This window comes from Nocardia aurantiaca, from assembly GCF_009708175.1.
GTDB lineage: Bacteria > Actinomycetota > Actinomycetes > Mycobacteriales > Mycobacteriaceae > Nocardia > Nocardia aurantiaca.
The window spans coordinates 75,742-90,369 of record NZ_WMBB01000001.1 but is presented as its reverse complement, the minus strand read 5'-3'; the positions used below and the strand labels follow the sequence as shown (position 1 = coordinate 90,369).

The window sequence follows — 14,628 nt, the reverse complement described above, 5'->3', positions numbered from 1 at the left end:
CGGTAGTTCCGCACGCCCCCGGTAGAGCCGGAACATGCGGCCGTGGCGGAATCGCCCGTCACCGCCGCATGTTCCGGACTCCCCCGCTACGGGTTGGCCAGCCCCACGGTATCGAGGACCCAGGCGAACTCGAAGGCGACTTCCTTCCACTTCTCGTAGCGGCCGCTGACACCGCCGTGGCCCGCGCTCATCTCGGTCTTGAGGATGAGCTGCGAGTCGCCGGTCTTGGTGGCGCGCAGCTTGGCCACCCACTTGGCAGGCTCCACGTACAGCACACGGGTGTCGTTGAGGCCGGTGATGGCCAGCATGGCCGGATAGTCCTGCGCCGTCACGTTCTCGTAGGGCGAGTAGGACTTCATGTACTCGTAGACTTCCTTGTCCTCCAGGGGATTACCCCACTCGTCCCATTCGGTGACGGTGAGCGGCAGGGACGGATCCAGGATGGAGGTCAGCGGGTCCACGAACGGGACATTGGACAGGATGCCCGCGAACAGCTCGGGCGCGATATTGGCCACCGCTCCCATGAGCAGGCCGCCCGCGCTGCCGCCGTCGGCCACCATGCGATCCGGCGCGGTCACCCCGGTATCCACCAGATGCCGTGCGACCGAGACGAAGTCGGTGAAAGTGTTCTTCTTGCTGAGCGTCTTCCCGTGCTCGTACCACAGCCGGCCCATCTCACCGCCGCCGCGCACGTGCGCCACCGCGAACACCATGCCCCGGTCCAGCAGCGACAGCCGCGCCACCGAGAAGTACGGGTCGATGGCGGCCTCGTAGGAGCCGTACCCGTAGAGCAGCAACGGCTTCGGGCCCGCGACCGCGTCCCGGCGCATCACCAGTGAGACCGGCACCCGGGTGCCGTCCGCGGTCACCGTCCAATCCCGCTGCTGCACATAGTCGTCGGCGTCGTAGCCGCCCAGCACGACCTGCTCCTTGCGCAGCAGCAGCTCACCGGTCTGGGGCACGTAGTCGAAGATCTGGGTGGGGGTGATGAAGGAGGTGAGCCCGATGCGCAGCATGGGCTGCTCCCACTCCGGGTTCGAGCTGAGCCCGGCCGAGAACAGGGCCAGATCGAAGTCGATGTCCTTCAGCTCGCCGTAGCCCTCGGCGGTCAACGGCCACACCGCGACTCGCGGCAGCGCCTCGCGCCGGTAGCTCAGCACCAGCTTGTCGGAGAAGGCGTCGATGTCCTCGAGTCGGACGTCGTCGCGGTGCGGGATCAGGATGGTCATATCGGACGGATTCGACAGCGGGGCCTCGGCCAGCACGAAGTTGACCGCCTTCACCCCGTCCACCACATCGTTGTGCAGGATGAGCAGCTTGTCCTCGCCGCCGATGACGGCGTGCTCGGCGGAGTACTCGACGCCCTCGCGACGCGGCATGAGCACCCGGAACTCGCCCTCCGGATTGTCCGCCTCGAGGATCCAGTTCTCGGTGGTGATCTTGGAGCCGGTCATGATGACCAGGTACCGCTCCGAGCGCGTCGCGCCGATGCTGACCCAGAAGCTCTCGTCCGCCTCATGGAAGACCCGCACATCGGCGGCCTGCTCGGCGCCCAGGCGATGCCGCCATACGCTGTCGGGCCGCCAGGAGTCGTCGAGGGTCTGATAGAAGAGGTGGGTGCCGTCCAGCGACCAGGTCGCGCCCGGCGCGATATTCGGGATCTCGTCGCTCAGCAGTTCGCCGGTGCGCAGATTCTTGACGCGCAGCGTGTACCGCTCGTTGCCGACGGTGTCCACCGAGTACGCGAGCAGATCGCCGGCGTGGCTGATGGAGTAGGCGCCCAAGGCGAAGAAATCGTGGCCCGCGGCCAGCTCGTTGGAATCCAGCACCACCTCCTCGCCCGGAATCTCGACGTCGGCCTCCAGCTTGGGCGGGGTCCAATCGTCGGGATCAGCGATCGGGCAGCGGCAGTGCACGCCGTGCTGCTTGCCCTCGAAGGTGCGCGAGTAGTACCAGTAGTCCCCCATGCGGGTCGGCAGTGAGAGATCGGTTTCCTGCGTGCGGCCCTTGATCTCCTCGAAGATCTTCTCGCGCAGCGGGGCCAGCTTCGCGGTCTGCGCGTCGGTGTAGGCGTTCTCCGCCTCCAGATACGCGATGACCTCGGGGTTCTCCTTGTCCCGCAGCCACTCGTACTCGTCGATGACGACATCTCCGTGGTGCACGCGCTCCTTCGGCACCCGCTTGGCGATCGGCGCCACCACCGCGCCGTTAACTGAGGTCGCGCTCCCACTGTCCAAAGCCATGGGGTCCACGTTAGTAGCGCTGTCCCACCGCGGGCCCGAGACCCGGCGGTGCCGGGCGGGCCCGGGTTCGGTGCTCGCCCCGGCGCCGGGTGCCGCCATCGTCGTGTGCGACTGCTGCGCCGGGCAGATTCCGGGGGCCGCGCGCTGACCTGCTACCGCACCTGGCGCCGACGCGACTGGGCGACCTGGCGCTGCTCGTAGAGGTAGAAGACGGCGGCCTTGCGACGAGCACACTGGTCGGTTGGGCAACTTCGGTGGATCCGGAGAATACTGTGGGCCAATTCCACCGTGAAGCGCTCCGGAACCACCGCACAGCTGTCGGAGACCGGAGCCGCTCGTTGCGGGGACCATCGGGTGCGCACCACATACCTCCTTCCGCTGACAGAAGATGGAATATCCGATCCGAACCCTTCACAAACCCTGGCATTATGAGTGCGATCTACATCACCGACCAGTCCTGCTGGTACGCATTCAGGGGAGGCCGACAGTGGAAGCGAAAAACCGCGTAATCGATGCCGACGCGGTATGGCGACGCGGTGACGACAGCGCCGACGGCGTCGAGATCGCCTTTCTGTCCAGTGGCAATATCGGACTGCGGGACTCTCGCAATCCCGACGGCCCGGTGCTGATCTTCACCCCCGGCGAGTGGGAGGCCTTCGTGGCCGGGGCCAAGGACGGCGAATTCAACCGGCCCGAAGCCTGATTCGGGCTGTTCAAGCCCCTATCGCACCGCCGATCGTCGGCCACGACTCATGCAGGGTGTCCTGCCAGTACGACCACGAGTGCGTGCCGACCGGCGAGTGCTCCACCCGCGCCGGGATGTTCACCGCCCGCAGCCGCTGCTCGAACGAGGTGACACAGGCGTCCACCCCGAATTCGATGGGCCCGCCGAAGAAGATGTTCTCCGGCAGCTGCGGCTTGATCTCCAGCTCATGTGGGCCGGGCAGGCCGGTGCCGGTGGACAGGAAGATGGTCTTGCCGCGCAGCGCCTCGGTCCGCACCGCCGGATTATGTTCCGTCCACGCCGCACTGCCCGGCGCACCCCACATATTGAGCGGATTGCCGCCGCGATTCGCCACCGAGAACATCATGGCGCCCTGCGCGATCGTCGTGTCCGGGCAGGCACTGTAGCCCGCCACCGCCCGGTAGAGCTCCGGATGCCGCACGGCCAGGACGAAAGCCGCGATGCCGCCCATCGAGAGGCCGCCGATGGCGTTCACTCCGTTACCAGCGAAGTAGTCGTCGATGATGGGCGGAAGTTCTTGTGTCAGAAAGGTTTCCCACCGATAGCGGCCGAAGCGCGGATCGTCGGCGACCCAGTCCGTGTAGTAACTGGCCTGGCCGCCCATGGGCAGCACCACATTCAGGTCCTTGCCCCGGAAGAAGGATTCGGCGTCGGTGGCATTGGTCCAGGTGCTCTGGGCCGCGCCCGGATCGAGGCCGTCGAGGAGGTAGTAGCTGGGGCGGTCACCGCCGCCGGCGGGGTGCAGCACTTGCACCTCAACGGTGCGTCCCATGGCCGCGGAGTCGATGAAGATCGCCGAGCGGGTGGCGCTCAGCTCGTCGACCCGGACCACCTGTGCCGCGCGCGCGATTGCCGGCGGCACGGCCACCGGGTACAGCAAACCTGCGGCGATTGTCAAAACAGCTGCGGCAACGACTCTTCTACGCATGCCCCCACCTTCATCAGCCCACCACAATCGCTTTCAAACGTAACTCGAGTGGTCGACGCGGCGCGGGGAAATGCCGTTTTGGCGTGTCCTTGGCAAACCAGACGGTTCAGATATGGTAATACCGTTGCGCTATCAATCGGCGGCGATCCGGGTCAACGCGCCCCGAATCGATCCCGCCAGGTAATCGAGGTCCGCGCGCGCCGGCGTGGTCGGCCGCGCCCGCAACCCGAAACCATCCCCCGGGGTGCGCGGAATCACGTGCAGGTGCACATGGAACACCTCCTGACCGGCGGTCACCCCGTCGGCCAGAAAGAAATTCACGCCGTCACAGCCCACTTCCGACTCCCGCAGTCCCGCCGCGATCCGCTGCCCGACTTGAAACAGCTTGCCGCCCAAGGCCGGATCCAGCTCCGCGAGACTGCGGGCCGGCTTCTTCGGAATCACCAGCACATGGCCGGGCGTCACCGGCCGAATGTCCATGAACGCCAACACATCCTCATCCTCGAACACCTTCGAGGACGGTGCCCGACCGGCGACGATGTCGGAGAAGATCGTGTAAGGATTCATGCCCGCAGCCTAGCCGCCGAACGCACTCGCCCCCGGCTCCAGCGCGGAACCGGGGGCGAGAGCGAGAGTGGTTCGCTCCCTACAGGATCGGGGAGGGGGTGTAGCGGGCGGCCTCCGGGTTGGCGTCCACCAGCTTCTGCACCTGCGCGATCACGTCCGCCGTCTGGGCCTCGGCCGCGCCGATGAAGGCGGAGCGGTCGGCCAGCGCCGCGTCCAAGCCGGCCCGATCCAGCGGCATGCGGTCGTCGGCGGCCAAGCGGTCCAGCAGATCCGGCTCGCGACCCAGCTCACGCATGGCCAGCGCCACCGCCACCGCGTGCTCCTTGATGACCTCATGGGCGGTCTCGCGGCCCACGCCCGCGCGCACGGCCGCCATCAGGATGCGCGTGGTGGCCAGGAACGGCAGGTAGCGGTTGAGCTCGCGCTCGACCACGGCCGGGTACGCGCCGAACTCGGCCAGCACGGTCAGGAAGGTCTCCATCATGCCGTCGATGGCGAAGAAGGCGTCCGGCAGCGCCACGCGGCGCACCACCGAGCAGAACACGTCACCCTCGTTCCACTGCGCGCCCGCCAGCTCGGCCGCCATGGAGCCGTAGCCGCGCAACACCACCTGCAGACCGTTGACACGCTCGCAGGAGCGGGTGTTCATCTTGTGCGGCATGGCCGAGGAGCCCACCTGACCGGGCTGGAAGCCCTCGGTGACCAGCTCGTGGCCCGCCATCAGGCGAATGGTGTGCGCGAACGAGGACGGGCCCGCGCCCACCTGCACCAAGGCGGAGAGCACATCGTGATCCAGGGAGCGGGGGTAGATCTGGCCCACACTGGTGAAGACATCGGCGAAGCCCAGGTGCCGGGCCACCTTCTGCTCCAGCTGCGCCAGCTTGGCCCCGTCGCCGCCGAGCAGGTCCAGCATGTCCTGGGCGGTGCCCATCGGACCCTTGATGCCGCGCAACGGGTATCGGTCGATGAGCTCGCGCAACCGGGTCAGCGCGATGAGCAATTCGTCTGCGGCGGAAGCGAATCGCTTGCCGAGGGTGGTGGCCTGCGCAGCCACGTTGTGCGAGCGTCCCGCCATCACCAGCGTCTGGTACTGCGCCGCCCGCTCGGCCAGCCGGGCCGCGATGGCCACGCCGTGACCGTACACATGCTGAAGCGACAACCGGATCTGCAGTTGCTCCACATTCTCGGTGAGATCGCGCGAGGTCATCCCCTTGTGCACGTGCTCATGCCCCGCGAGCGCGTTGAACTCCTCGATCCGCGCCTTCACGTCGTGGCGGGTGACCCGCTCCCGCTCCGCGATCGACGTCAGATCCACCCGATCGATGACCCGCTCGTAGTCCTCGATCACCCCCGCCGGGACATCCACCCCCAGCTCGGCCTGCGCCCGCAGCACCTCCAGCCACAACCGCCGCTCGAGTACGATCTTGTTCTCGGGCGACCACAGATGAACCAGCTCCGGGCTGGCATAGCGGGTGGCGAGGACGTTCGGCACAAGACTCACGTCTGCGCAGTTTACCGGCTGTGTTTTCTGCCCTCCGCTGCGCTCCGGGCGGGTGCTGTGTCTAATTTGCCCTCCGCTTCGCTGCGGGCGGGTTCGCGGCGCTGGGAGTCTCGTTCTTCCCTCCGCTTCGCTCCCCCGCTCCACTCAGTCCAGAACGAGACGCGCCGCGAACTTCGGGGATCAGCGACAAACCAACACACCGCGCCCAATTGCCCTCCGCTGCGCTCCGCGCGGGCTCGCGACGCTGGAGGTCTCGTTCTTCCCGCCCTCCGCTCTGCTCAGTCCAGAACGAGCGCTCCGTCTCCCCGCGCTTGCGCCGCGGATCTGTGAGCAGAGCCCAAAGATCCTTGGAACCGGGTACCGCTATGCCGGTGGGGCGACGATGTCGATGATCTCCAGGAGCGCGCCCCGCGCCATGCGGCGGGGCTGCGGGTCGAGTTCACCGAGCGCGGTCACCACCGCCCCATCGACTACCGCCACCAAGCGGCGGGTCTGTTCGGCGCGCACCACGCGGTCGCTGCGGCGCAGCACGTCGGTGAGCAGCTCATCGAGCTGGGCGCGTAGTCGCAGCTGGACCTCTCGTAATTCCGGATGGCGGGCCGAGGCGACCGACCGTTCGTAGCGGGCGATCAGCTGACCCCGAGCATCCTCGTCCTGAATCTCCGGTCCCACCAATAGATCCAGCACCAGTTCCACGGTGGCCTCCGCGCCACGCCGGCGATGCGTCACCTCACCCACGCGGCGGCGCATGGCCTCCAGTTCGGCATTGCCGGAGAACTCGACCGCACGCGCGATCAGATCCTCCAGCGATTCGAAGTAGTAGGTGGTAGACGCGAGCGGCAGATCCGCCCGGGTAGCCACGGAGCGATGCCGAACCGCTTCGAAGCCGCCTTCGAGCAGTAGCTCGGCGGCGGCACAAACCAGCGCTTGGCGACGCCGTTCGCCTTTCGGAGTCGTCACAGTGGTCACCGTGCAATCGTGCCAGTCATCACCGGCGCTGTGTTCATTTTGCCCACCGCGCTCAATCTCCTTGGCAGATCAGGCCAAATACCGTTCCAACCGGTCGAGTGCCTCTTCGATGTCGGCGCCCGCTCCGGCGAACGAGAAGCGAACCGTGTGATGGCCGTTGCGCGTATCGAAGTCGATGCCGGGAGCCAGTGCCACACCGGTGGCGTCGAGCACCTCGGTGCACCAGCGCATCGAATCATCGGTCAGGTGAGCGATATCCGCATAGGCGTAGAACGCACCGTCGGCGGGGGCGAGATCGGTGATGCCGAGCTTGGGCAGACCCGACAGCAGCAGCTGGCGATTCTCCGCATAGCGCCGGACGTGACCGTCCAGTTCGGCCTTGGCCTCCGCGCCGAACGCGTGCACCGCCGCGAACTGAGAGATAGCCGGCGGACACACGGTCATATTGGAGGCCAGCCGCTGCAGCGCCGGGCGCAACGATTCCGGCGCCAGCATCCAGCCCAACCGCCAGCCCGTCATCGAGAAGTATTTGGACACCGAGCCGATGACCACCGACTCGCGCGAGGTCTCCCAGGCCGAGGAGGTCGGCTCGGGACTCGAGGCAAACCCAGCCCCATAGACGATGCCGTGATAGATCTCGTCGGAGATCAGCAGCGTCCCATGCTCGTCGCACCAGCGGGCCAGCGCGGCCAGCTCCTGCGGCGCGATCATGGTCCCGGTCGGATTCGCCGGGCTCGCCACGATCAGGCCCGCGGGCGGTTCCGGCAGCGCCTCCAGCATGGCCACGGTCGGCTGGAACCGAGTCTGCGGGCCGCAGTCCAGCTCCACGACATCGCAGCCCAGCGCCCTCAGCGTGTTCCGATAGGCCGGATAACCCGGCCGAGCCACCACCACGGTGTCGCCGGGGTCGAAGGCCGCCAGGAAGATGAGCGTGAACGCGCCCGAGGAACCGGTGGTCACCACGACGTCATCCGCGTCCACCCGCACCCCGTAGGTGCTCCGGTGGTGTTCCGCGATGGCCTCCCGCAGCGCCAGGGTCCCGAATGTCTCGGTATATCCCAGCAATTCGGAATCCATGGCCGCTCTGGTAGCCCGCAAAACCGCTTGCGGAGCGGGCGTGGACGGCTGCCCCGCGGCCAGCACCAGCACATCTCCGTGTGTCCGGGCCCGTTCAGCTGCTGCTTTCCAGACGTCCATCACGTAAAAAGGTGGAATGGTCGACCGGCGAGATTCGATACGCACTCGACAGACGGTAGAGCACCCGCTCCCCCGCCTGTCCGGGAACGGCCACCCGAATGCCTGAGGAGGCGGCTGTGCAGGGGGGACCAGCAACCACCGGGAACACCGCGGCGGCCGACGCACACCCACCCGAACCCACCCCACCCACGACGGAACAGCCCGCCCGGCCCACCGGCCGCAAGCCGGAGCGCGCGGCGCGGGCCGTACTCCGAAAGCGTCGGCGCGCGCCGCAGACCGACAGCGCCGAGGTGAGCACGCCGGGCGGTGACGAAGCATCGATCGCGGGAGCGGTGGACACCCTCCTCGATCCGCAAGATCCTGCCGCGGACGCCGAGGAGGCGGTCACCGCACCGGAAGCCGATCCGGACACGGCGCCGGCCCATGGCTCCTGGCTCGGTGCGGCCGCCCCGAGCGGCGGGCGGAAGTGGATGCGGCGCGGCGGGTTCGGCGCGGCGGACAGCTACACGCCGGGTGTGCGGTCGCAGCTGGCATTCGCGGACGAGCCGTCACCGGCCGGGGACACGTTGAAACGGGCCAGGCGGTTGGTGATTCGGCTCGCGGGGCAGGTGGCCGCCTGGCTGCGGGTATATGCGCCGATAGCGCGGGGCCGGGCGATCGAGCTCTGGGCCCGGCGCCCGCGGTCGTGGGCCGAGGCCGTCGAGATGGTGCGGCGGGGGCGGGAGGAAGCGCGGCGGCAGTGGCCTGTCGTGCGGGCGTGGAGTATTCGGCATCGGGTGCTGATCGGCGGCATGGTCGCGGTGCTGGTGTTCGCGAGCGCGGACGGGGCGCTCGGGTTGCTGCCGACCGACGCCCCGGTGGGTCCCGGTGTGGCGCTGCGGGTTCCGGTGCGATATCCGTTGCAGGTGCAGGCCACCACGGAGACGTCCAAGCGGTATCTGGACGCCATCAACAACGGTGAGCATCTCCGGGAGCAGGCGGTGGTCTCGGCGGCGGCCGCGGCCACACTGGAGCGGGCCAAGGCGGAGGCCGCCGCGGCGGTGGCCGGGCAGCCCCAGCCGTGGATGGCGCCGTCGCCGGACGCCACACTGCCGCCGGGCTTCGTGATTCCGGGCATCGGCGGGTTCGCGCTGCCCGCGAAGGGCGTCTTCACCTCGGGGTTCGGGGCGCGCTGGGGCACCTTCCACGCGGGAATCGACATCGCCGCACCGCTCGGCTCACCGATCTACGCGGTCGCGGCGGGCACCGTCATCGACGCGGGCCCGGCCCAGGGTTTCGGCCTGTGGGTGCGCATCCGCCACGACGACGGCACTATCTCCGTCTACGGCCACATGTACGACTTCTCGGTGTCGGTCGGCGAACGCGTCCCGGCGGGTCTGCAGATCGCACGCATCGGCAACCGCGGCGACTCCACCGGCCCGCACCTGCATTTCGAGATCATCATCAACGGTCAGCACGTCGACCCGCAGCCGTGGCTGGCACAGCGCGGCATCATCCTCGGCTGAACTCCCCCGCCTCCCCGCGACTCGAGCGCACGGCTGGGGAGCCGTCGACCGTCGGCGGCACTGCTCCGCCTCCCCGGACTTCAGCGCACGACTCGGGAGCCGTCGGCCATCGCGACGCGTGCGGGCGGTTCGGGACCGAAACACCTTCGGGCGTACCCGAGGAGTTACCCGAATCGGTACGAAATCAGTTCTCCCGCTGGCATTCGGATTTCGGGCGCGTCATTCGGATTTCGGGCGCGCCATCCAGATTTCAGGCGCGCCATCCGGACTTCGGGCGCGCCATCCGGACTTCGGTCGGCAGTCGCCTTCAGGCGGGGGTGGGGACGGAGATGCGGCCCTCGGTGGCGGCCAGGGCGATGTCGGTGCGGAAGTGGCCGCCCGGCAGCTTGATTCCGGCCAGCCGGTCGTAGGCGTTCTTGCGCGCCTGGGCGAGATCCGGGCCCTGGCCGACAATGGCGAGCACGCGGCCGCCCGCCGACACCAGCGCGCCGTCCTCACGCTGGGCGGTGCCCGCGTGCAGCACCTCGGATTCGGTTCCGGTGCCACTGGATTCGGCCCCGGTGATCACATCGCCGCTGCGCGGCCGGGCCGGGTAGTTCTCGGCTGCCAGCACGACGGCGACGGCGGCGCCGTCCTTCCAACGCGGCGCGGCCACCTGGTCCAGGGTGCCGGTGGCGGTCGCATACAGCAGTTCACCGAGCGGGCTGTCCAGCATGGCCAGCACGGCCTGGGTCTCGGGATCGCCGAAACGACAGTTGAATTCGACCACCGCGGGCCCGGTCTGCCCGATGGCGAGGCCCGCGTACAGCAGGCCGCTGAACGGCACGCCCCGGCGAACCATCTCGGCCGCAACGGGTTTCACCACATCGTCGACGATCGCCTGCAAGGTCTCGTCCGGCAGCCACGGCAGCGGCGTGTACGCGCCCATACCGCCGGTGTTCGGGCCGGTGTCGCCGTCGCCGACCCGCTTGTGGTCCTGGGCGGGTAGCAGCGGCACCACGGTCTCGCCGTCGACCAGGCAGAACAGCGATACCTCGGGTCCGTCGAGGAAGGACTCCAGCAGCACCGGGTGGCCCTGCTCGAGCAGTTCGGCGCCGTGCTCGCGGGCCACCGACCGGTCCGGGGTCACCACGACGCCCTTGCCGGCGGCCAGGCCGTCGTCCTTGACCACCCAGGTCGGTCCGAAACGGTCCAGCGCCGCATCCAATTCGCCCGGGTGATCCACGATCTCGCTGTGCGCGGTGCGTACCCCGGCCGCGTTCATCACGTCCTTGGCGAAGGCCTTCGAACCCTCGATCCGCGCGGCAGCGGCGGACGGGCCGAACGCCGGTATCCCGGCGGCGCGCACGGCGTCGGCCACCCCGAGCACCAGCGGCACCTCGGGTCCGATCACCACGAGATCGACGCCCAGCTCCTGGGCGAGCGCCGTCACCTCCTCCCCGGAGGTGGCGTCCACCGCACGCACCTCGGCGTGCTGGGCGATGCCGGCATTGCCGGGAGCCGCGTACACCGCGGATACCGACGGGTCCTTGCGCAGTGCCAGGACGAGGGCATGTTCACGAGCTCCGGAACCGATCACGAGTACGCGCACGGCAGACAGCTTAGAGGGTGACCGCATCACCCAACCGGCGGCTCCGCACCCGGGAAGCCCGTACGGGTCGCGACAACTGATTCCGTTCCGATGGGGGTAACTCATCGGGCACGTCCAAAATCGGTTCGGCTCCCAACGCAGGCACGCACGCCCAGCGGTCGACGGCTACCCGCCGTGCGCAGAGGTTCGGAGGGACGCAGGGGCGAGGCGGCAGAGCGTAATGTCCCCGGCATGGCTTCTGTTTTCTCCGCAATCATCGACGGTCAGCTGCCGGGACGGTTCGTCTGGGAGGACGACGAATTCGTCGCCTTCCTCACGATCGCCCCGGTGACGCAGGGGCACACGCTGGTGGTGCCGCGCAAGGAGATCGACCAGTGGCAGGACGTCGATCCGGACACCTTCGCGCGCATGACCGCTGTCGCCCAGAGGATCGGCCAAGCGGTGCGGGCCGCGTGGGACGCCCCGCGTGCGGGCCTGCTCATCGCGGGCCTCGAGGTCCCGCACCTGCACATGCATGTCTTCCCGGCCTTCCACCTGGGCGACTTCGACATCTCCGGGGCGGACCCGGAGCCCAGCAAGGAATCCCTCGACGAGGCGCAGGCCATGATCAAGCAGGCCCTGCGCGACCTCGGCTACGGCGCGAACGTCCCGCAGTGAGCTCGCGAACGTCCCGCAGAGAGCTCGCGAACGTCCCGGAGTGAGCTGAGGATCCCGACGTTCCCGTGCCCGCCGGTCGCCGACCCCGGCGCCGGCGGGGCCGAAGCATCGGATCTCGTGCCGATCGAAATGTCACCACTGATCTCGTGCCGATCGAAACGTGACAACTGATCTCGTGCCGATCGGGATAACTCCTGGGGTACGCCCAGCATCGGTTCGGCTCCCAACCGCCGGCACGCATGCACAACCCAGGACGACTTTCAGCCGGGCGCTGAATGGCGCGAAGCGGCGGGGCAGCTCTCGGCCGGGCGCTGAATGGCGCGAAGCGGCGGGGCAGCTCTCAGCCGGACGCCAACGACGGCCCGGGCTGGCGGGGCAGCTCGCGTGGCAGCCGCACGGTGAAGGTGGTGCCCTCCCCCGGCGCGCTGGTCACCGACACCGTGCCACCGTGCGCGTCGACCAGCGCCTGCACGATCGAAAGTCCCAGTCCCGTACCGCCGCTGACCCGGCTGCGGGACACGTCGGTGCGATAGAAGCGTTCGAAGACCCGCTCGGCCTGTTCGACCTCCAGTCCCGGCCCGGTGTCGGCGACCTCGATGAGCACCTCGTCGGCGGCCGGGGTGAGCCGCACCGTCACCTCCGCGTCGGGCGGGGTGTGCACCAGCGCGTTGTTGATCAGGTTGGCCAGCACCTGTCGCAGCCGCGCCTCGTCGCCGAGCATCTCCAAAGTGCCGGGGCCGGGCCGGATTTCGAGGTCGATCTTGCGTTCCGGCCCCTCCGGATGCTGGGCCGCCGCCAGCGCGCGCGCACTGTGCACGGCATCGCTGGCCAGCATGAGCAGGTCCAGCGGACGCCGTTCCACCGGTCGCTGCGCGTCCAGCCGGGCCAGCATGAGCAGGTCCTCGACCAGCAAACCCATCCGCTTGGACTCGCGTTCGATGCGGTCCATGAGCATGTCCGGATCGGTGATCGCGCCCTGCCGGTACAGCTCCGAGAAGCCCTTGATGGTGGTGAGCGGGGTGCGCAGTTCGTGGCTGGCATCGGCCACGAAACGTCGCATCTTGGCCTCGGAGCGCCGCGCCGCCTCCTCCGAGGCCTCGGTGGCGGCGAAGGCCTGCTGGATCTGGGTCAGCATGGTGTTCAGCGACTGCGAGAGGTGATCGACCTCGGTGTCGGTGCCACGCACCGGAACTCGCTGATGCAGGTCACCGCCCGCGATGGCGGCCGCCGTGCGCTCGACCTCTCGCAGCGGCCGCAGACTGCGCCGGATCACGATGCGCGCCACCGCGGCCAGCGCCGCCAGCACCAGCGCACCGATCACCAGCTGCAGCACGATCAGCTTGTCCAGCAGCGAATTCGTCTCGTCCATGCGCAGCGCGATGATGCTGGTGCCGTACTCGTTGACGGTCCGCAGCACCCGCCACTCCTCGGTGGACGCGCCGACCGAGCCGACGGTCTCCGGACGGGTACCCAGGTCCGCGGGCACCTCGGGCTGCTGTGCTCCGGCCGACAGGCTCAGCGTGATCTGCCCCGCCGAATCCCACACCTGCACCCAGTACAGGTGCGGCGGCCGTTCCCGCCCGCGCACGGTGGGCAGCGGTTCGGGGCGTTGCGCGCCGGGCGCGGCCCAGCTGTGGGCGGCGTCGTAGAGCTGCCGATCGATGCGTTCGACCAGGACATTGCGCATGAGCGAGGTGACCGCGATGCCGGAGACCAGCAGCCCGAATCCGACCAGCGAGACCAGAGCCAGCACCAGGGTGGTGCGCAGCGGCACCGCGGCGAGCCCGGCGGCGAGCCTGCCGCGCACGGTTCGCGCCACCTCGGCGGCGTTCACGTCGCGGCCGTCTTACCGCGCGGTTCCCGCATGACGTATCCGACCCCGCGCAGCGTGTGAATCAGCCGATCCGGCCCGGTGTCGACCTTCTTGCGCAGGTAGGACACATACGTCTCGACGACGCCGACCTCGCCGCCGAAGTCGTAGCGCCACACGTGGTCCAGGATCCGCGGCTTGCTCAGCACCGTGCCCGCGTTGACCAGGAAGTACCGCAGCAGCGTGAACTCGGTCGGCGACAGCGAAACCGGCTCCCCGGCCTTCCACACCTCGTGCGTGTCGTCATCGAGTTCGATATCGGCGAACCGCAGCCGCGACGACTTGGTCTCCGGCGCCGACCGCCCGGCCCGTCGCAGAATCACCCGTAGCCGCGCGACCACCTCCTCGAGACTGAACGGCTTGGTGACGTAGTCGTCCGCCCCCAGCGTCAGCCCGGTGATCTTGTCGTCCACGTCGTCCCGCGCGGTCAGGAACAGCACGGGCGAGTCGATGCCGTCGGCCCGTAGCCGCCGCAGCAGCCCGAACCCATCCATTCCGGGCATCATCACATCGATGATCAGCGCGTCCGGCCGGAAGGTCTTCGCCTTGTCCAGCCCCTCGGTGCCACTCGCGGCACTCGCGACCTCGAATCCCTGATATCGCAGACTCACCGATAGCAGCTCGACGATCATCGGCTCATCGTCAACGACGAGCACCCTCGCCTCCGGTTCGCGCGGCTGAACGGGCACACCTGTCATGACCTCATATTCTGCGCCGCCGCCGCGAAGAACCTGACCCTTCCCTGGGAGTTTCCTGGGAAGGATGAACTCTCGATGCTCTCAGGGGATCCGCGCCCGACCCCCGAAACTCCCGCGGCTCCGCCCCAGACCCGCGGTCTGCGCCTCTCGGCTCTCG

General features: G+C 68.6%; 12 protein-coding genes. 3 read left to right on the top strand and 9 right to left on the bottom strand.

The genetic code is table 11. The features are described 5' to 3' along the window. Nucleotides 1–86 precede the first annotated feature (86 nt). The gene (locus GLP40_RS00420) at nt 87–2,243 is read right to left on the bottom strand and encodes a S9 family peptidase (RefSeq protein WP_154785824.1); all 2,157 of its coding nucleotides are present in this window, start codon (nt 2,241–2,243) and stop codon (nt 87–89) included. Between the two features lie 487 nt (nt 2,244–2,730). Here GLP40_RS00420 and GLP40_RS33485 point away from each other — a divergent pair, with 487 nt between their 5' ends. Further along, on the top strand, nt 2,731–2,946 hold the full coding sequence (locus tag GLP40_RS33485; RefSeq protein ID WP_328289510.1) for a DUF397 domain-containing protein: 216 nt from the start codon (nt 2,731–2,733) through the stop codon (nt 2,944–2,946). A 10-nt stretch (nt 2,947–2,956) separates the two neighbouring features. On the opposite strand, the gene GLP40_RS00410 is transcribed toward GLP40_RS33485, so the two are convergent. From GLP40_RS00410 to GLP40_RS00390, 5 genes are all read right to left on the bottom strand, one after another. Next, nucleotides 2,957–3,916, bottom strand: coding sequence for an alpha/beta hydrolase (locus tag GLP40_RS00410; RefSeq protein ID WP_154785822.1), 960 nt, complete (start codon nt 3,914–3,916; stop codon nt 2,957–2,959). A gap of 132 nt (nt 3,917–4,048) precedes the next feature. Then, nucleotides 4,049–4,483, bottom strand: coding sequence for an HIT family protein (locus GLP40_RS00405; protein ID WP_154785821.1), 435 nt, complete (start codon nt 4,481–4,483; stop codon nt 4,049–4,051). A 79-nt stretch (nt 4,484–4,562) separates the two neighbouring features. Then, nucleotides 4,563–5,984 (bottom strand): adenylosuccinate lyase, encoded by a 1,422-nt coding sequence (gene purB / locus GLP40_RS00400; protein WP_328289509.1) that lies wholly within the window; start codon nt 5,982–5,984, stop codon nt 4,563–4,565. A 363-nt stretch (nt 5,985–6,347) separates the two neighbouring features. Next, nucleotides 6,348–6,953, bottom strand: coding sequence for a TetR/AcrR family transcriptional regulator (locus GLP40_RS00395; protein ID WP_328289508.1), 606 nt, complete (start codon nt 6,951–6,953; stop codon nt 6,348–6,350). A 69-nt stretch (nt 6,954–7,022) separates the two neighbouring features. Further along, nucleotides 7,023–8,195, bottom strand: a complete 1,173-nt coding sequence (locus GLP40_RS00390) for a pyridoxal phosphate-dependent aminotransferase (RefSeq protein WP_328289507.1) — start codon at nt 8,193–8,195, stop codon at nt 7,023–7,025. 563 nt (nt 8,196–8,758) lie between these two features. Between GLP40_RS00390 and GLP40_RS00385 the strand changes: the two genes are divergently transcribed. Then, on the top strand, nt 8,759–9,655 hold the full coding sequence (locus GLP40_RS00385; RefSeq protein ID WP_407671519.1) for a M23 family metallopeptidase: 897 nt from the start codon (nt 8,759–8,761) through the stop codon (nt 9,653–9,655). 307 nt (nt 9,656–9,962) lie between these two features. Here GLP40_RS00385 and purD read toward each other — a convergent pair whose 3' ends face one another. Further along, on the bottom strand, nt 9,963–11,246 hold the full coding sequence (gene purD / locus GLP40_RS00380; protein ID WP_328289506.1) for a phosphoribosylamine--glycine ligase: 1,284 nt from the start codon (nt 11,244–11,246) through the stop codon (nt 9,963–9,965). 231 nt (nt 11,247–11,477) lie between these two features. On the opposite strand from purD, the gene GLP40_RS00375 reads away from it, so the two are divergent. Then, entirely contained in the window at nt 11,478–11,903 is a 426-nt protein-coding gene (locus GLP40_RS00375; RefSeq protein WP_154785818.1) for an HIT family protein, read from the top strand. Nucleotides 11,904–12,243: 340 nt separating this feature from the next. Here the strand turns inward: GLP40_RS00375 and GLP40_RS00370 are convergent, their stop codons facing one another. Together GLP40_RS00370 and GLP40_RS00365 are read right to left on the bottom strand one after the other, a co-directional pair. Continuing rightward, nucleotides 12,244–13,737 carry a sensor histidine kinase gene (locus GLP40_RS00370; RefSeq protein WP_328289505.1) on the bottom strand — a complete coding sequence of 498 codons (1,494 nt, stop codon included), beginning with the start codon at nt 13,735–13,737 and terminating at the stop codon, nt 12,244–12,246. Next, a complete protein-coding gene (locus tag GLP40_RS00365; RefSeq protein ID WP_154785817.1) occupies nt 13,734–14,471 on the bottom strand; it encodes a response regulator transcription factor in 738 nt (245 codons plus the stop codon). The genes GLP40_RS00370 and GLP40_RS00365 overlap by 4 nt, the downstream gene beginning before the upstream one ends. Between the last annotated feature and the right edge of the window lie 157 nt (nt 14,472–14,628).